The organism is Okeania sp. SIO3I5, assembly GCF_010672085.1.
Taxonomy (GTDB): domain Bacteria; phylum Cyanobacteriota; class Cyanobacteriia; order Cyanobacteriales; family Microcoleaceae; genus Trichodesmium.
Genome location: NZ_JAAHHT010000187.1, coordinates 1 through 19,144 on the forward strand (window position 1 = coordinate 1; position 19,144 = coordinate 19,144).

Annotated in this window: 13 protein-coding genes and 1 tRNA gene; 4 read left to right on the plus strand and 10 right to left on the minus strand. The window is 32.1% G+C overall.

Translation table 11 applies throughout. The annotated features are described in order from the left end of the window. A partial coding sequence (locus tag F6K40_RS29570; RefSeq protein WP_293141021.1) for a hypothetical protein occupies positions 1 to 669 on the plus strand: 669 nt, incomplete at its 5' end. 153 nt (positions 670 to 822) lie between these two features. Here the strand turns inward: F6K40_RS29570 and F6K40_RS29575 are convergent. The 3 genes from F6K40_RS29575 to F6K40_RS29585 form a co-directional block, all read right to left on the minus strand. Beyond that, complete coding sequence (locus tag F6K40_RS29575; protein ID WP_293141023.1) at positions 823 to 2,196, minus strand: DUF4403 family protein; 1,374 nt, start codon at positions 2,194 to 2,196, stop codon at positions 823 to 825. Between the two features lie 611 nt (positions 2,197 to 2,807). Next, complete coding sequence (locus F6K40_RS29580; protein WP_293141025.1) at positions 2,808 to 3,965, minus strand: MFS transporter; 1,158 nt, start codon at positions 3,963 to 3,965, stop codon at positions 2,808 to 2,810. A 195-nt stretch (positions 3,966 to 4,160) separates the two neighbouring features. Next, complete coding sequence (locus tag F6K40_RS29585) at positions 4,161 to 4,844, minus strand: hypothetical protein (RefSeq protein ID WP_293141027.1); 684 nt, start codon at positions 4,842 to 4,844, stop codon at positions 4,161 to 4,163. A 191-nt stretch (positions 4,845 to 5,035) separates the two neighbouring features. Between F6K40_RS29585 and F6K40_RS29590 the strand changes: the two genes are divergently transcribed. After that, entirely contained in the window at positions 5,036 to 6,199 is a 1,164-nt protein-coding gene (locus F6K40_RS29590; RefSeq protein ID WP_293141029.1) for a pyridoxal phosphate-dependent aminotransferase, read from the plus strand. Positions 6,200 to 9,426: 3,227 nt separating this feature from the next. Here F6K40_RS29590 and F6K40_RS29595 read toward each other — a convergent pair. The 4 genes from F6K40_RS29595 to moaC form a co-directional block, all read right to left on the minus strand. Further along, positions 9,427 to 11,688 carry a glycosyltransferase gene (locus F6K40_RS29595; RefSeq protein WP_293141031.1) on the minus strand — a complete coding sequence of 754 codons (2,262 nt, stop codon included), beginning with the start codon at positions 11,686 to 11,688 and terminating at the stop codon, positions 9,427 to 9,429. A 1,524-nt stretch (positions 11,689 to 13,212) separates the two neighbouring features. After that, positions 13,213 to 13,521, minus strand: a complete 309-nt coding sequence (locus F6K40_RS29600) for a DUF3181 family protein (RefSeq protein WP_293141033.1) — start codon at positions 13,519 to 13,521, stop codon at positions 13,213 to 13,215. Between the two features lie 212 nt (positions 13,522 to 13,733). After that, the gene (locus F6K40_RS29605; RefSeq protein WP_293141035.1) at positions 13,734 to 14,000 is read right to left on the minus strand and encodes a 2TM domain-containing protein; all 267 of its coding nucleotides are present in this window, start codon (positions 13,998 to 14,000) and stop codon (positions 13,734 to 13,736) included. A 274-nt stretch (positions 14,001 to 14,274) separates the two neighbouring features. Next, a complete protein-coding gene (gene moaC, locus F6K40_RS29610) occupies positions 14,275 to 14,775 on the minus strand; it encodes a cyclic pyranopterin monophosphate synthase MoaC (protein ID WP_293141037.1) in 501 nt (166 codons plus the stop codon). Positions 14,776 to 14,860: 85 nt separating this feature from the next. On the opposite strand from moaC, the gene F6K40_RS29615 reads away from it, so the two are divergent. Next, positions 14,861 to 14,933, plus strand: a tRNA-Arg gene (locus F6K40_RS29615). A 2-nt stretch (positions 14,934 to 14,935) separates the two neighbouring features. Here the strand turns inward: F6K40_RS29615 and F6K40_RS29620 are convergent. Then, on the minus strand, positions 14,936 to 16,174 hold the full coding sequence (locus F6K40_RS29620) for an MFS transporter (RefSeq protein ID WP_293141039.1): 1,239 nt from the start codon (positions 16,172 to 16,174) through the stop codon (positions 14,936 to 14,938). Positions 16,175 to 16,319: 145 nt separating this feature from the next. Next, positions 16,320 to 17,225 carry a UPF0104 family protein gene (locus F6K40_RS29625; RefSeq protein WP_365673234.1) on the minus strand — a complete coding sequence of 302 codons (906 nt, stop codon included), beginning with the start codon at positions 17,223 to 17,225 and terminating at the stop codon, positions 16,320 to 16,322. 616 nt (positions 17,226 to 17,841) lie between these two features. On the opposite strand from F6K40_RS29625, the gene F6K40_RS29630 reads away from it, so the two are divergent. Continuing rightward, positions 17,842 to 18,768, plus strand: coding sequence for a serine hydrolase (locus F6K40_RS29630; RefSeq protein ID WP_293141041.1), 927 nt, complete (start codon positions 17,842 to 17,844; stop codon positions 18,766 to 18,768). A gap of 144 nt (positions 18,769 to 18,912) precedes the next feature. Here F6K40_RS29630 and F6K40_RS29635 read toward each other — a convergent pair. Then, positions 18,913 to 19,144 (minus strand): hypothetical protein (locus F6K40_RS29635; protein WP_293141043.1); only part of this gene is annotated, 232 nt, incomplete at its 5' end.

The window sequence follows — 19,144 nt, forward strand, 5'->3', positions numbered from 1 at the left end:
TGGATAATTGCTGGAATTTTAACTAATCTTATTACAGTTTCAATAGTTAACTATTTTCAACCAGGTGTAGTAGAAATTAAACAATATAAAACCATTAGTACAGCAATTTTCATATTAATTACTCCGATAATTTTCAACTATGTATTGCAGAAGCTGAATATCAATTTTAGTAAAATAGAATTAGTAACTTTGATATCTATAATAATGTTATTAGAAAGCATTTTATTTAGTGCCTTTCCCACTCAAGAAATCAACATTAACCAAAATGCAACACCCTATCCAGAATACTCAGAATACTTTGAGGGAATTGAATTAAAGAAAACCCCTTATAATGAAGTTAAGACACATGATGCCAAGATTGGAATTTTGAGGAATCAATTACACATATTACTCCAAGTAGAATGGGAAAAAAAGGAAAAAATGAAAGGTCTAAAAAGAAACTATGGAGGATATATCTATTATCAAATGGATATATCTGATAGTCCGCTTACAGGAAGAACCGAAATGACAACAAAAATAATTAATTATTCTTTTCAGCCAGCTAGAGGAGTTTTATCTTACATCATAGGATTCATTGATACAGGATATCTCATCAAAAGAACAAATATAAGTGATTTGACCTCGAAAATAGAAGACATAGTTAACAAGAGAATTTTAGAGAATAAATAAGAGCGTAGATCGAGATAAAAGTTTAGGTAAACATTCAGGAGTCAGCTCTTAGCAATAAGCTATTAATTTGTTACTTTTGCAAAAAGAACTAATATAGAAATTTTTACTTTTATAGTGAATCTTATATTAATGAGATTCACTATTTTTTCTTTCCTACTCCCTATCCTCTAAATTCAAAATAGCAGCCATATTTCCATCAGCTAATAAAACCAGAAAAATATCATTATTTGCCACAACAACCTTTTCAACTTCAATCGTTTTCACTTCAATATTTGCATCAATTTCAGGAGGCAACTTTATCTTCTTGATATATTTATTAGCCTCATCTTTAGCTCTAATTAATTCTTGTTCTAAAGGAAAAGAAAGACGTTCCTCAATTTGCCGAAGCAAAACAGGTTTCAAAAGCGAATCTGCTGTTGATAATAAAGCATTTTTTGTATCAACATCATAATCCAGTTCAACCACTTTCAGATTATTAGAATCTTGCTCATAAAAAATCTTACCCCAAAGATATAATATTCCTTTTGCTCCCTGAAGAAAATTGCCTTTATCAGTCTTAAAATCAACCTTAACAAGAACTTTTTCACCTAATGCAGACAAATTAATTTCATTAACAATAAATTTCAGATTTTCATCAATAGACAAAGACTTACCCCTAACTTTAGATGCAAGAGTATTATTCAATTCATCAACAGAAACTTGCACAGGCAAATTTATTAAAAACTTATCTATTATCTGGTCTTGAATAACAAGATTAGGCAACGGCTTAAAATTAAGAACAGGAGCTTCTTTACATATACAAGTATCCACAAACATTTTAATTCCAATTCCAGATTGAACATTTTCACCATCGCTCAAATCAAACTCTTTAAAACTAACACTTTGCGGTTCAGTTTTAATCCAAATTGAAGGGTCTTGATTTACCTTTTCTGACAAATGCAAATTATTCCATTGTTTTGTTACTTCTGCCTTTAGGTTTAACTTTTTAACAAGTTCTGCAATTAATTTAGGTTTCTCTTTATTGATAGCTTTATCCACCTGTTTTTTCAGAAGACTACGAATACTAATAGTGCCAACATTTTTTATTGGTACATCTGCTTTAGTTAAATTAGTCGATACATTTAGATTCGGTTGAATATTCCATTCATTATCTATTCCTAAAGAAAGATCGCCAAAAATTGTACCTGCAATATTTGTCCGCGCACTAACTGGAATTTTCGTAAAACCTAAATTAACTTTACCTTTTATTCTTGCAGTTCCTGATATTGGCACTGAAAAAGTTATCCGATTATTTTGAGTGCCAATACTGAAGTCTTTGCGATTAATTTCGTAGGTAAGTTTATCATTAGAAAGCCGATCTATAAGGTCAGTCTCTGTGCCAGAAAATGTCTTGGAAATATTCAAATTTAATGCTTTTTGAATATTACTCAAAGGAATTTTTACAGGTAGATTTAATATACTTTCACTACGTTCAGGTTGTAATGTATTAGCTGATATCAAATCCGGCATTTTAGGTTGAATATCCATTCCCTTAAAAGCTGCTATCGAAGAAAAAATAATCATCAGAATTAGCATACATATCATTAAAATAGAAAATTTTATTATTCGTGGAATAGACAATTTTTTCATTGATTTTATTTCCATAAATTTGAAATATTTAAAATTTTATTATCCCCCTCAAGTAATAGAATTTATCAAAGACTTTTCTAAACTTTCTTGAGCTAGGAAGTAGAGAAGTAGTAGGGATTTTGCATCAAACTTCCCTATGGAAAAGCAAACATAAAAATAATTACAGTAGTTTTGGAATTAGTGAGATACAAAGTTTTATAGCGTTTCCCAAGCTCTCGGAGGTACAGTTGTTTTTCTTCTTTATCTATATCCTACGGAACAAGAATTACTACTCCCTACTCCCTACTCCCTACTCCCTATTCCCTATTCCCTATTCCCTGTTCCCTGTTCCCTAAAACCAAAGAATTTTGTACCTCAAACTTTTTGGGAATTGCTATACCAGTTTAGTAAATAGGGAAGAGATATTAGTCTTCAACTGTACCTTACCATCATAAATTGAGAAAATATAAGCATGATTTTTATCATTCCCTATTCTCTACTCCATATTATCTACTTCCTATTCCCTAAAACTAGAATTTTTTTATTGAGTATTGCTGAGGAATTAACAAACAAACTGCAACAATTAAAATGAATCCTTCCAAAACAAATATTAAACTTATTCCCATTTTTTCAATCAGACTACCAGTAAAAGTAAAGCCAATAATTCCTCCGACTCGGAGTGCAGTTCTAAACAAAGAAATAGCTCTTCCCAAAAAATCTGGAGCAACTAAATTTGTGACTAAAGCAGAACTAGGAGCTAAAGCAACATAAGACAAAAAAGATATTCCACAAGCAGCTAAATAAAATTGCCATAGAGATACTGCACTGGCAAGAGAAAAAACACCCAATGCACCTATTAAATAACAAGAAATTAAGATTGTTTTATGACCAAATTTATCACTCATCCAACCACTTAGAGGGGAAAAGAAACAAGAAATACTAGCACTGAAACCCATCACAAAAGAAATATGTCTCAACAGAAAACCTTGCTGGTTCATAGCCAAAGAAATACCTAAATTACCACCAAAAGAAACCAATCCCATCATTAGACTAGCTATCAGCATTAATAAAAATTCTTTCGACCATTTTTTTGTTGACTGTTCAGTTTTTTTCTCTATTAAGGAAGTATTAGAGAGAGGTTTATCCTCCAAAAATAATTCCGATAAAGCAAAAAAGCAGGAAAACAAACAAACAAATTTAAACATAGTCGAATAACCCCATAAATCAGCAATAGGACCAAACGTTAAACCTGCCAATAAACCAGCTAAAGCTGCTACAACAGAAAATATGCCAAATACTTTTCCTCTTTCATGTGGCAGACTCAATAAACCGACTAGAGTAATATTAAGATTAATGCCAATACCAAGATAAAAACACCAAACAATACTTGTCAATATAGCAAGTTGCCAAATATTATTAACTTTACCCATCAACCAGATAGCTGGAATACTAGCTACCGTACTAGCAATAAGCAAGATTTTTTTATTTCCAAGTTTATCTCCCAACCAACCACCCAAAAAATTCCCAGCAATTAAAACAATTTGCAAAAAAGACATATAGTAACCTACGAATTGGGAATTAGCATCTAAATATATTGCATATATTGGTAGTATAGGAGATAAACCTCTAGCTACAATAGCTACTGAAAGTCGATGAAAACCAAGGGCTAATATTTGTTTTTTCTTCATCTTAAAGCTATAAAATCGAGCATTTTTTTAACTATCCAAAAGTTAAGTGACCGAGGTCGTTAAATCGACCAAGATAAGAAAAAATCCTTTTTAACCAATCCTCTTTTTAAAAATAAGAGGTAATTATTAATTATTGAACTATTCCCTACTTCAGCAAGAAGTATTCTATACTAGCTAGATTTATTTTTGGCAGTGTTACTTTGTTTGTAATTTAAGTTCTTTAGAAATAGCTTTACAATTTTCTAAAAGAGACCAAAACAGCCAGATAAATAAAATTCTCAATATTAACCAAGGCGAAAAAATCTGCTCTTGTATCAAATTCCAAAATACAAAAGACATTGTAACTAGCATCATTCCTATTCGTATCCATAATAATGTAGTTATCAGTTTTAGTAGTTTCAAGAGAATTCTCTTCAACCAAAAAGCAAATATCAGAAAGAAAACTCCAAAAATTAAATTAATTCCCTGATCGATATAGAAACCGATTAACTCATCAGGACTATATGTCGAGCTTAGATATTCTATATAATTTCTTACTATTATCAATAACCCTCCATTAGCTGTAAAACCTAAACCCATGAATAAAAAAAATATTCTCAGCAAACCCAGTGTCATTGAACTCATTACACCCTTTTTTATTTGTATATTATTCCGGTTTACGTTATATTGTATTAAGCCTGAAAGAGTACCTTTAAAACTTACACTATAATTAACTACTTTGGCAGTTTCAGTAACTTCAAAATTATGAACAGAAGATAAACTTAGCACATTTCGTTTCTCAGAAACTATTTTATTATCGTAAATGATATATTCTTTACCACTTAATTCACAAATTAATTCTAATTCATGCTCTCTGACACTAAAGCGAGTTTTACCCATAACTAAAATTTCCTTTTTTTAATTAATACCACTTTGAAAAAAGAACAAAAAGTACATTTCGATCAGAGATACTGAAAAATAGTTGCTCTGATTCATTTTAGATATCTATACTCTATCATTATTCTTTTTTCAAAATTAGCCCCTTTTTCTTCTTCCTTACCTATACCAATAGTAAAATTATCTCTTTAACTATGAACTTTTCAACCAGAATGAATGGCTTAGGTGGCGATGCTGCCATAGAAGTTTTTACTAAGGCAAAAAAGTTAGAATCTCAAGGTCAAAATATTATTCATTTAGAAATAGGTCAACCTGATTTTAAGACTCCTCAAAATATTCGCGAAGTTGCTTTTCAAGCTATGAATGATGGCTATACAACCTATACTCCAGCAGCCGGTTTATTAGAGTTAAGAAAAGTAATAGCAGAACATATTTCTCAAACTCGAAATATATCAGTTAATCCTGATGAAGTAGTAGTAATGCCAGGCGCAAAACCAGTCATATTTTTCACTCTTTTAGCATTAATAAATCCGGGAGATGAAGTAATTTATCCCAACCCTGGATTTCCTGTTTATCAATCAGTCATTAATTTAGTGGGAGGTAAACCAATTCCATTACCTTTATTGGAAGAATTAGACTTTCAATTTAGTATTGATAATTTAGCTAATTCTATTTCTGAGAAGACAAAATTACTAATTTTGAATTCTCCCCATAATCCAACTGGCAGTGTATTAACTTCCGAATATTTAGAAGCTATAGCTAAACTGGCAATTAAACATAATTTGTATGTTCTTTCTGATGAAATTTACTCCCACTTAACTTATGATTCAAAATTTACCAGTATCATCAGTTTTCCTGGTATGAAAGAACGCACAATTTTATTAGATGGGCACTCAAAAACTTATGCCATGACTGGATGGCGCTTAGGTTATTCTGTTTCTCCCAAAGCAATAGCAGAAAACTTCGAGCAGTTGATGTTAAATTCTAATTCCTGTGCTTGTTCATTTACTCAAATAGCTGGCATAGAAGCCATCAAAAATTCTCAGGAATTTATCAAAAAAATGTTCGCCGAATTTAAACAAAGACGTGATGTAATTGTCGATGGCTTAAACTCTATTCCAGGTATTAATTGTCGAAAACCAGCAGGTGCTTTTTATGCTTTTCCCAATGTAAAGCAACTGCCGATAACTTGTGAAAAACTAGCAGATTATTTATTAGCTGAAGCTGGAGTCGCCTTATTACCTGGAACTGCTTATGGAAAATTTGGAGATGGGTATTTAAGATTGTCTTACGCAAATTCCATTGAAAATATTCATTCAGGTATAAGTCGAATAAAAATAGCGATCGCTAAACTATAACCATCTTTTTTTAGTTGTAAATTTTTCTGTTCAATTTACGTTGGAGTCAGGGAAATTTTATCCCTATTTATTCCAGCAAAACTTTGTCATTCTCAGATTTTCCCATTGGAGAAATTGAAAATATTCACTCAGGTATAAGTCAGATAAAAATAGTGATCGCTACACTATAGCTATCCTGTTTTAGTTGTAAATTTTTCTGTGAAATTTACGTTGGAGTCAGGGAAATTTTATCCCTATTTATGCCGGCAAAACTCTGTCATTCTTAGATTTTGCGATTGGAGAAATTGAAAATATTCACTCACGTTTTCTGTAAAATTTCTCTAGGAGTCAGGAAAATTTTTATCCTTAATTTATTCCAGCAAAACTCTTTCATTTTCAGATTTCGCGATTGTAGAAATTGAAAATATTCACTCAGGTATTAGTCAGATAAAAATAGCGCTCGCCAAACTATAACCATCCTCTTTTAGTTGTAAATTTTTCTGTTCAATTTCTCTAGGAGTCAGGGAAATTTTTACCCTTAATTTATTCCAGCAAAACTTTGCCATTCTCAGATTTTGCGATTTAAAAAATTATTGGGATGACAATCTGATTCTTTGCTTGACTGGTTATCTTGCTTTTCGGTTACTCAAGCTAACTTATAAATCTTGGTAAATATATATTCATAATTTCGGAAAAACTGGCAGATTATTTATTAGTTGAAGCTGGAGTTACCTGATTACCCAGAACTGCCTATGAAAAATTTGGAGATAGATATTCAAGATTGTCTTAGGCAAATTCCGTTGAAAATATTCGCGAAGGTATAAGTCTGATAAAAATAGCGATCACTACACTATAGCTATCCTTTTTTAGTTGTCAATTTTTCTGTTAAATTTCTCTAGGAGTCAGGAAAATTTTTAGCCTTAATTTATTCCAGCAAAACTCTTTCATTCTCAGATTTTGCCCTTGGATAAATTGAAAATATTCAGTTAGGTATAAGTCTAATAAAAATAGCGATCGCTAAACTATAGCTATCCTTTTTTAGTTGTCAATTTTTCTGTTAAATTTCTCTAGGAGTCAGGAAAATTTTCACCCTTAATTTATTCCAGCAAAACTCTTTCATTCTCAGATTTTGCCCTTGGATAAATTGAAAATATTCAGTTAGGTATAAGTCTAATAAAAATAGCGAGCGCTAAACTATAGCTATCCTTTTTTAGTTGTCAATTTTTCTGTTAAATTTCTCTAGGAGTCAGGAAAATTTTCACCCTTAATTTATTCCAGCAAAACTCTTTCATTCTCAGATTTTGCCCTTGGATAAATTGAAAATATTCAGTTAGGTATAAGTCTAATAAAAATAGCGAGCGCTAAATTATAGTTATCCTTTTTTAGTTGTAAATTTTTCTGTTAAATTTCCGTTGAAGTCAGGAAAATTTTATCCCTATTTATTCCAGCAAAACTTTGTCATTCTCAGATTTTGCGATTGGATAAATTGAAAATATTCACTCACGCATTAGTCAGATAAAAATAGTGATCGGTAAACTAACCATCTTTTTTTAGTTGTAAATTTTTCTGTTCAATTTCTCTAGGAGTCAGGGAAATTTTTATCCTTAATTTATTCGAGCAAAACTCTTTCATTTTCAGATTTTGCTCCTGGAGAAATTCTTGGGATGAAAATCTGATTCTTTGCTTGACTGGTTATCTTGCTTTTCGGTTACTCAAGCTAACTTATAAATCTTGGTAAATATATATTCATAATTTCGGAAAAACTGGCAGATTATTTATTAGCTGAAATGGAAAATATTCACTCAGGTATTAGTCAGATAAAAATAGCGAGCGCTAAACTATAGCCATCCTTTTTTAGTTGTCAATTTTTCTGTTCAATTTCTCCAGGAGTCAGGAAAATTTTTATCCTTAATTTATTCCAGTAAAACTTTGTCATTTTCAGATTTTGCCCTTGGATAAATTGAAAATATTCACTCAGGTATTTCAGGTATTAGTCAGATTTTGCGATTGGATAAATTGAAAATATTCACTCAGATATAAGTCAGATAAAAATAGCGAGCGCTCAACTATAGTTATCCTTTTTTAGTTGTCAATTTTTCTGTAAAATTTCTCTAGGAGTCAGGAAAATTTTTATCCTTAATTTATTCCAGCAAAACTTTGTCACTTTCAGATTTTGCGATTGGATAAATTGAAAATATTCACTCAGGTATTTCAGGTATTAGTCAGATTTTGCGATTGTAGAAATTGAAAATATTCACTCAGGTATTAGTCAGATAAAAATAGCGAGCACTACACTATAGCTATCCTTTTTTAGTTGTCAATTTTTCTGTGAAATTTACGTTGGAGTCAGGGAAATTTTACCCCTATTTATTCCAGCAAAACTGTGTAATTGTCAGATTTTTCCCTTGGATAAATTGAAAATATTCACTCAGGTATTTCAGGTATTAGTCAGATTTTTGGATTGGATAAATTGAAAATATTCACTCAGGTATTAGTCAGATAAAAATAGCGAGCGCTCAACTATAGTTATCCTTTTTTAGTTGTCAATTTTTCTGTTAAATTTACGTTGGAGTCAGGGAAATTTTTACCCTTAATTTATTCCAGCAAAATTTTGTAATTGTCAGATTTTTGGATTGGATAAATTGAAAATATTCACTCAGGTATAAGTCAGATAAAAATAGCGAGCGCTACACTATAGCTATCCTTTTTTAGTTGTCAATTTTTCTGTGAAATTTCTCTAGGAGTCAGGAAAATTTTTATCCTTAATTTATTCCAGCAAAACTCTTTCATTCTCAGATTTTGCGATTGGATAAATTGAAAATATTCACTCAGGTATAAGTCAGATAAAAATAGCGAGCGCCAAACTATAACTATCCTCTTTTCAGTCTAAATTTTTCTGTGAAATTTCTCTAGGAGTCAGGAAAATTTTCACCCTTAATTTATTCCAGCAAAGCTTTGTAATTTTCAGATTTCGCGATTGGATAAATTCAAAATATTCATTCAGGTATAAGTCAGATAAAAATCGCTAGCGCTACACTATAGCATCCTTTTTTAGTTGTCAATTTTTTTGTTAAATTGATCTAGAGGTAAGAGAAATTTTTACCCCTATTTATTTCACTAAAACTGTTTTATTATCAAATTTTGTGATTTTTGTCAAGAGAGTTATCCTAAACCGTAAATTCCCTAATTCTAAAATCTCAAGGTGTAGATTTCAAAAGAACCTTAGAGGTCTAATTAGGATAGTAAAGTTAAAGCTGACTAACCTCCATTGCTTTCTGTTTTGGTTTTCTTTCAAAGATAAATCTTGGCTTCAAAAATACCCTCAATAATAACCATAAAGATTGTAATTCACCAGGTATTTCTCGTCTTTGCCATTGCCAAGGACGACAGAATAATAATTCTATTAATTGCCTTTTTTCAGATAAGTTTACCTCCTCAAATCTGACTTTTATACAGGGAAATTCTCCACTCATATCTATATGAATTATTTTCCCTACTAAACAAATTTTTTCCTCAAGAATTTTAAATCTGACAGGCAAATTTTTTCCTACTAAATTAGATGGAATTTTCTGATTAATCTCTATCTCAGCACCCACCTCCGATATTTGTCTAGTAGTACCCCAAAATGTCTGGTTACAAATTTTTAATTTCACTATCCTTCGCAAATTAAACCATTCATAAATATCTTGCTTCGGTACATCTATTAACCCTAATAATGCCACCCAAATCATCAATATATTATACCCACTCCAAAATAATCCCAAATTAAAACTTTCTATCTGTTCACTTACTTCCCAACTTTGATTTATATAGTTGTTATACAAATTAAACAATAAACTTAAACTGTTGAGGACTAAAAATATTACCAAAGGCAAAGCCAAATTCATATTAAAATAGTAGCGATCGCTTTTAATTCCTTTTGGTGTAACTCTAAATCTTTTTGAGAATGGATTTAGTAAAGTTTGAATTATTGTTATTGCTTTAGGAAAAGCTAAAATAGTATGATTCAAACCGGATAAAAGTAATGATTGAGAACGATAATTTAGCCAAGAAAATACATTGAAACTTGCTAAATAATAAGGCAAAAAGAAATATAAATATTCAGCAGCAGAAGCTTTGATGGGAATCGTATCAAAAAAAACATAAGTTAATGGCATGAACAAAAAACCAACATAACTAATGCTAGTCAACCAACTTAAAAATGTTTCTAAATATGCCAATCTTTGACCAAAACTTAATCCAGGAATTGTCAAAGGATTAGAATTTATAAAAAACCCTTGAAAAGTTCCCCTTGCCCATCTTAATCTTTGAGTCGCATAACAAGAAATATTTTCAGCAGCTAAACCAGCACTTAATTTTTCCTCTAAATAAACTGACTGATAACCTTTAGCTGATAAAAGAACTCCTGTAAAACAATCTTCACAAATTGATTCTGTCACAAATCCTCCTACTGACTCTAAAGCTTTACGTCTGACTAAAAAAGAAGTTCCTGCACACAAAACCCCATCTGCACCATCTTTCATTGGTTGAATTTGTCGGTAAAATGTTTCTTCTTCTGGGGTTAAGATATTTTCTAAACCTAAATTTTTAGCTATGGGGTCGATATTATAAAATGTTTGAGGAGTTTGTACTAGGGCAACCTGTTCATTTTGGAAAAATCCTAAAGTCCGAGTTAAAAAGTTTTTTGTAGGAATAAAGTCAGCATCAAAAACAACAATAAATTCACCATTTGTTTTGGTAATAGCGTGATTTAGATTTCCTGCTTTGGCATAAGAATTATCATATCTAGTTATATATTCACAACCTAATTTTTCCGCTAAATTTTTCACGTTTTCTCGATTAGTATCATCTAGTAAATAAACTTTTTTGTTGTTATATTCTAAAGCTTGGCATCCAATAACAGTACGTTCTAAAATAAACTCTGCTTCATTATAAGTAGGAATCAAAATATCTACTGATGGCTCAAAAGTTTTATCTAAAATTGCCTGAGAAAAATAATCTGCTTCTGGTTGACGATTTTTGACTTTGAACATCAAAAATAAACCAAGAACGCTACTACTTATTGTCACAATTTCTAGACCTAATAAGCCAAGACTAAATATACCGTTTATAGGATTATTTAGATTCAAAGTTGAGAGCGATCGCCAGGATAAATAACGAATAGTTAAACCTAATAAAATCCCTACTACAAAAACTCGCGACCAATTTTTTGGAGTAGGGGAAATTTTCATAATTCCTTGAGCGATTAAAAATAGTAAAATTGTCGGCAAAACTAAATATTTACTATTATCTGTTGGTACTTGTACCCACAGAGGCGGATTTTCTTGAAAGTAATGAATTTGAGTAAAAAATTCGTCTACTTGACCAATTCCCGCCAACCAAGCAACTACAATAATTGTTAATAGAGTTACTCCCCCTATTAGCAGTAGTGTTGCCAAACGGAATTTCACAAAAATCAGATTATTTAAGCGACCTTTAATATATTTTTTAGTAATATTTGAAGTAGTCATAGTCAGTCATTTCAGTTATCAATTATCAGTTATCAATACCGACTGCTGTTTGCGCAGCATGACCTAGGAAAGCATCCGGATTAAAATACTGAAGTTTATTATTTTCATCTCCTAAAAAGTAGAGGCTTGAGACCAGATTTTTGGGTCATCTCTACTGAGAATAAATTAACTAAATAAAAGATTATAGAATTAAAGTTAATAAATTAATAATTAATCCTGAGATTCTCCTGAGAATTATTTACGACTTAACCAATTAATCAATAATGATGTTTGGTCTAATTAATTGATCATATTGTTTTGTGAAAAACAAAAGTCACAATAGCTTTTTATGAAAATTGATATTATCTCTTCCTCAGCTTCTCTTATATTATTTATCAAAAACTTTTCAACCCATATCTTGAGTAAGGGAGCGGGGAAAAAGTAAAAACATAAATAATTAATACACTACTTTTTTAATAGTTATCAAAAAGGTTCCATGTGCCTGTGTTAATTACTTAATAATTTAAGTGTCACCTAAGTTATATATCTCATATCATGTTTCTTTGAATACCCACAATAAAAATTTTAGGGAATAGGCAATAGAGAGCCATTTGAAATAGAAAAATATTTTTATTATGTTTATTATGGCTAATTAATAAGACTTGATATCAAAAAAATCTAATGATAAATGACAAAAATAACTATCAAAATAACAAAATTTATTAGATACTAACATCACGTCAACTTGGTAGAATACATAGAAGCGAGAACAAAATTTTCCAATATTTATAACCCTGGGTTAGTATAAATTTAGGGTTTTTGAGACAGGTAAAAGGGATAATCTTGCACTTATTTAAGAATAAGAAAGAAAAATTTTTAGCTTTTTATGAAAATTTTTTTAGACTTATTCAGCAAGCCATATTTAGAAATATACAATTGAAGTATAACAATTCCCAAAAAGCGTGAGATAGAAAATTCGTAATTTTTAGGGAGTAGGGAGTAGGGAATAAAAAATAATAAAAATAACTGTACCTTATACTATTTCTCTGTAACAATACGATTAATAATTCTTACCCAGACCTGAATTTTACTAATAGCTGTTATCTTTCATTTAAACCCCGCCTGATCGGGCGAGGTCTTCATAAGCGCAACATCAGGTCGAAATGGTATTATTAACTTGAGAAACGCTACATAGTAAAATTTTTTCTAATTGATATATTTATATTCTGAACGTAGAATTATTTATACCTCAAAAACTCCACACAACGAGTTTATTTTTTATGTAAAAATACCCGATAAAAAATTAGGTTGCTTATACAAATTTACTGAAATAAACAAGCCAATACTATTGTTTAACGATAAAAATATGTAAGTATTCAGCCGTCAGTTTTATACAAAATCAAGTTGTATGAAAATATTGAAAGACTAAAGCTCTCATTTTCAAGTATTGCTTAAAGTACATCTTACAGACCTTAGCTATTTATAGCAAATCTGTTTAATGCCTTCACAAAAAAAGCTGAATGCTTACTAAAATATCCGTTCAAATTACATTTTTTCTCGAAACTCTGCCAAAGTTTCTATCAAATCAATCTGACACTGCATCGGCAATAAATCTATCAAAGGAACTTCCCTTCTACCAGCACCTAACTTAACAGGAACACCCTGTAATATTTCCACAACCTGACTTTCAGAAGGTACCTCCTGAGTCAGAATAGGATAAAATTTTTCAGCCAAATTTGTATGGAGTTTTGCATCAGATAAATAGAGATGCCAACCAGTAATATCCAGATAAACCTTATCCCCTATTTCTGCTGCTAAACTTTCAATTATTTGTGTTGTACTAGCATTAGTCATTTCAGTTATTAGTTAGTAGCGACACTTTCCGTTCCGGAATGCTCCGCAAACGCGAAGTGTCAGTAAATCAACTATCAGTACCTCCTACTAAAGTAGGACGCTTTAAAGACTAAATTTTCTTCTTTTGTTTCCTTTACAGGAGAGACTTGAGACCTAATTTTCTAGTCATCAGAAGAATAGTTAAACCTAAATTTTTTAGCTAAATAATCACTCTAATTATCTGATATAGAATCCTTAGAAATGGCGACATAATCTGCAAGGACAAAAATATATACTCCATGAATTAACAATAGAGATACCCAACCACCTGTTACCCAGATAGTCCAAGGCCAATTCGCTACTGTAAGATTACGGAAAAACCATAAAATAGAATTACTAGCAGCAAAAATAGCTACATGAATAGCAAAATTCATTCTATCATCCAACTTCCTGAACTCTGGGTCATTACGGTCAGGTTTGCGAGGCCAACGAGGAGGCATAATACTTAAAAAAAAATTTAATTACTGTTCAGTTTCTTTAATTATTGTAAAGCTAACTCAGCAATATTTATAGCGCTAGGGAATAGGGAATAGGGAATAGGGGATAGGGAACAGCAGACTAATAAAGGGTTTCAAGATTTATAAATTTCCTAACCTTAATGCGTAGTGCTATATTTTCCCTACCTAGATTTTGTAGCGAAGAAAGAATTGGTGAGGATAGAAGTTGATGATGAATCTTAACAACGGGAATATTTTTCCAACTGTTCCCTGTTCCCTATTTAGAAATATAATCCCCAGACTTCCCGCCACTCTTACTCAACAGACGAATTAACTCAATAGAAATAGACTTTTCCAAAGCCTTAGCCATATCATACAAAGTCAAAGCAGCTACAGAAACCGCCGTCAAAGCCTCCATTTCCACCCCAGTTTCCGCCTTAGTCTTCACCATCGCTCTAATCTGATATCCCGGCAACTTTGGATCGGGAATTAACTGTACATCTATCTTTTGTAAAGGCAAAGGATGACACAAAGGAATAAGTTGGGCAGTTTGCTTGGCCGCCATAATTCCCGCCAACTTAGCAGTGCCCAAAACATCACCCTTGGGACTATTACCCGCTTCAATAGCCTCAAAAGTTTCTAACAACATCCGTACTTGTCCCGCAGCCTCAGCTTCACGCACAGTGGGCACCTTAGCAGATACATCCACCATTTGAACTCCACCCTCAGAATCCAAATGAGTTAATTTTTGCTCAAATTTAGAAAAATCCCTTGTCATTCTATTTATTTATGCTATGATTAATTATTAGTGTGGAAGATAAAGCTAATTCAAAAAAGTTTAATCTAAAGCCAAAAACATACAGGGGCCTGTAGCTTAGTGGATAGAGTGCGTGGCTACGGACCATGAGGTCGGGGGTTCGAATCCCTCCAGGCCCGTATTAACGATAAACAGCATAAGTATCTTGCCCCCTTCCAAAAGCAAATCTAATGGAATGGGGTAAATCTTTATTTGACAAAGTAATAAATGTAGCTATTCCTATACAAGCAAGACAAGCATCAACAGCAAACATACCTCTATAACCAAGTTGTTCTGCAACAAGACCGAAAGTAGGTCCAGCTATAGCTAATCCCAAATCAAACCCACCAATACAAAGAGAGAAAAACTTACCTCTTTGATCTGAAGGACATCTGTCAGTAATCAAAGTAATCATCATTGGTAAAACTAAACCAGCAGAAGACCCCCCAAAAATAGCTCCCAGTAAAACCATGTTGCTAGTATTTGCAGTCCATAAAGTTAACATACCCAATAAGTTAAATACTAGACCCCCACTAATAAAAACCCCACGACCAAATCGATCAGAAGCTCGCCCAGTAAAAATACGGATGATAAAACTAGCGATCGCCCTGACGGTATAAAAAAGTCCAGCATTCAGAGCAATGTTATTTTCCTGAATATATAGAGGTAGAAAAGTAATAGTTGTGCCAAATATTAAACCTACTATCGACATAACAAAAGCAGGAACCAAAACTCTACGACTCCCTAATATTTGCCAGAACTTTTGTTGCTCAAACTGATGGGAGTGAGAATTTTTTTCTGCTATTGTATGTGGTTCCCAAACTAGACAACTACAAAATAAGCTCATACTTCCTAAAGTAGAGCAAACCATAAATAAAGGCACATAACCAGTAGATGCTACTAAAAAACTACCTATTGTTGGCCCAATAGCCATACCTATCGGAGGAGATAAACTCATATAACCTATTAATTCTCCCCGACGATTAGGAGGAGACAAGTCAGCCACTAAAGCACTATAACCAATAGTAATTCCAGCAATGCTAATACCATGAAAAACACGAACTAGCATCAATAAAGGAAAAGACTTGAGTAGTAAATAGCCGAGTGGAGCGATCGCTGCTACACTTGTGCCAACTATCAGGACTAACTTTCGACTCTTTGTATCAGCTAATGGCCCTAAAACAAATCGTGATAGTAATAGTCCCACAGCAAAGCAACCCATCACAAAACCGATTTGTTGTTTTGTGCCTCCAATATGATCTAAGTAAAGAGGTAAAGTAGGTAGTAAGGTAGTTATACTTGACCAAAATAATAACCCAGCCAAGAATAAAATTATTAGACTGCGCTGTTGCTGAGGGTCAAGTGTTCGGAATACTTTCACAATTTAAGTCACTCTGGATAAACCTTATTATTATATTTTGTAACAAATTATTAAAACTTGCCCACTGAAATTTATAGGGAAGTGTGGGGAGGGTAGGAAGTGTGGGAAGGGTCGGAAGTGTGGGAAGGTTATTAGTTATCTTGGGTTAGAAACAATATTCAATAGTAGAGAGTGATGACAATAACTTGAATTTTGAATTTTGAATTTTAATTTTTTGCTCCAACAAAGCTAAACCAGCAGCAAAAGTTTCAGCTAAAACACTAATTAAGCGATAAAATGCAACAGCACTTAATACAATACCAGGAGTAAATTTATCCTCTAGTAAAGCTAAAGCAGTTGCTTCAAATACCCCAACACCCCCAGGCGCTCCTGGCACAACTAAACCTAATAACCAAGCTAAACTAAACACACTAAATATTAATGAAATTTGATTTAATTCAATAGAATTAAAAGCTAACATCGTCAACAAAAATCCAGAACCTCGAAGCAAAACAAAACAAAATTCTCCACAAAAAGGCTTGATTGGATAGCGCTCTAATTTTAATTCGGTAGCTGCCTCTGAATCGGATTTTTTGCTTTTTAATTTGATTTTAGCTAAATATTTAATTACTGGATTTAAAATTCTTGGATGAACAAGAAAAATTACTGCCAAAAAACACAAAAATTGTAAAAACCAACTTTCTTGAGTGGAACCAACTAAAGCGATTCCTAAAGCTGCCGCAGCCATTAAAAGTGGTTCTATTAATACACTTAAAATTGGAATTTCAACAGGTACTCCTACTTTTTTTGTTTGAGTATAGGCAAAAGCAATTACTTCTGGTAACTTATTTCTAATTTCAACTTCATGAAAAATGTGAGGTTCGTAAACAGTTGATGCAGGTTGAATCTTGTCAAAGTCTTTATTTAATAACCACCCAGGATAGTCATCCTCTAAAAGTTTTACCATAACCGCATTGGGAGATTTTTCCTGAGACTGAATAATTCGTAAATGTCGTCCACTTGCTGTTTGAGTTGCCAAAGAATCACATTTATCAGACTCATAAATATTTATATTAGTCTGGCATTGGGACTAAAAAGTATTAGATAATTTATAACTTAGTCATTGATATAAATTTAGATATAGTAATTTTAAGTAAGAATGGAATAGAAATAATTTTATAAGTCCTTTCAATCAAGTTTTGAAACGTTAGTAACTGTTCTCTATTTAATTAAATGATCAAATATCCAGACAACAGAAAACAGGAATAATAGTTTTAAATATTATATATAAACTTGGGAGTTTTCACATAATATTTAAGAGAGCGATCGCTCTAAATTACTAACTTTTATTCAAACCAGTATTTTTGAAAATATCCCTGATTTAAAATCACCAGATAATAATTAGCTAAAAATCATCCTCTTTTCCGAAAGATTGAAAAAAAATATATATCAACTAAGCCTTAATTTCGTATATTATTATCAGGACTTACGCACGAATATCAAATCATCCCCTATGTGTAGGGGCGATTTCGTTCCGAATGCTGTCGCTTTCCGCGTAATTAGGAGCATGACAAACGGAAATCGCCCCTACTAGATATGGTGATTATGCGTAAGTCCTGATTATGTAAACATTTTTGCCTTTTTCTAAATATTAATCTAATTCTTCACTATTAACTTTCCTTTTCTATATGACTTTCTTTAATAAAGATGAACAACTAAATATCCTGGGTAAAGATATTATAGAAGCAACTAAGTTAGAATTTTCAGAACTAACTTGCGAGCAAATAGCTATAACTTGGTTAGTTTACGATTCACCAAGAACCAGAAATATTAAGAATGCCACAGAATTTTGGCAAAAGCAAGTGCGTGGTTGGAGCGATCGCGGAGATGAGCGGATGTATCCAGGAGGAATAGTCCATTTATTTTACCTTGTAGCTATTTATGAATGGTTGGAAAAAGGAATGGTCAAAATTTCACCAGAGTTAGAAAGAGCAATTCGTGATATGATTGTTTATTCAAATGACGATGCGACTGGTTTAGTTGTAGATATTTTAACAGGAACTACCAGTGGACCTGAATTATCACCTGGACCTTTTCAAACTTGGAAATATCAACGTAATTTTGTCAACCGTTATTTTCAATCTCTCAAGTGGCCTGAGTTAAAATCTATTAATGTGAATCAAAAAACATGGTTTGATGGGCCTTATGGCCGAGAACGGATTTTCCAAGGACTATTGATGGAAAATCGGAATATGCTCACAACTAATGGTACGGCTCGTCTATTACATAGTATTATTGGTGGGATTGCAGTATCCCCTCAAGCTTCAGAGAAAATGATGGATTTGTTAAAGAAAAATCCTAGCCAAAAAGATACAAAATATGTAACTAAAGGTCAAACTGTAGGCTTTTTAGATGAAAGTCTTCCTGAAAATGCTAATATATGGTCTACTAAAATTGTGGATACTTATGTACGTCACAATTTTGCCTATATAGAGTTACCAAATCTTCTGCCATATCTATTAGTTATATTTACAGAAGGCAAGGAAATTAGTAGAAATGAGACGATATTACCTTATATTTCTCAAAAGTTTGTAGAGGCAATGAAAAAATTGTGACTAAAAAATAGAGGTACGTCCTGTACTCAAAAGTCAGAAGTCGGCAGTTAGTCCTGGGAAAGTTTTTGGTCGAGAATAATTTAATTTAACTATTTAGACATCTCCAAAAACCAAAAATCAAATCAATTATCTTACTTAGATAAATCAATTTTTTTCCCTATTCCCTTTTTTCTGGGGATGTCTATTCAATTTAACCAAAAAATCAAGCTCTAAGCTTTCTGGTTTGAGGGAATTAAAAAAGTCAATTTTAGTATTGTAAAGTTTTGCCGAATCAATAGAAAGATCTAGAAATCTATCAACTTTTATCCATCTTTGACAAAGAAAAGGTTTATTAGATATAATAGTGCCAAATATGTAAAACATAAACTTGCCAACA

Coding starts and splice junctions, on each gene's coding strand:
- F6K40_RS29575 (WP_293141023.1), bottom strand. CDS start 2,196: ATGGATATTCAACCTAAAATGCCGGATTTGATATCAGCTAATACATTA.
- F6K40_RS29580 (WP_293141025.1), bottom strand. CDS start 3,965: ATGAAGAAAAAACAAATATTAGCCCTTGGTTTTCATCGACTTTCAGTA.
- F6K40_RS29585 (WP_293141027.1), bottom strand. CDS start 4,844: ATGGGTAAAACTCGCTTTAGTGTCAGAGAGCATGAATTAGAATTAATT.
- F6K40_RS29590 (WP_293141029.1), top strand. CDS start 5,036: ATGAACTTTTCAACCAGAATGAATGGCTTAGGTGGCGATGCTGCCATA.
- F6K40_RS29595 (WP_293141031.1), bottom strand. CDS start 11,688: ATGACTACTTCAAATATTACTAAAAAATATATTAAAGGTCGCTTAAAT.
- F6K40_RS29600 (WP_293141033.1), bottom strand. CDS start 13,521: ATGACTAATGCTAGTACAACACAAATAATTGAAAGTTTAGCAGCAGAA.
- F6K40_RS29605 (WP_293141035.1), bottom strand. CDS start 14,000: ATGCCTCCTCGTTGGCCTCGCAAACCTGACCGTAATGACCCAGAGTTC.
- moaC (WP_293141037.1), bottom strand. CDS start 14,775: ATGACAAGGGATTTTTCTAAATTTGAGCAAAAATTAACTCATTTGGAT.
- F6K40_RS29630 (WP_293141041.1), top strand. CDS start 17,842: ATGACTTTCTTTAATAAAGATGAACAACTAAATATCCTGGGTAAAGAT.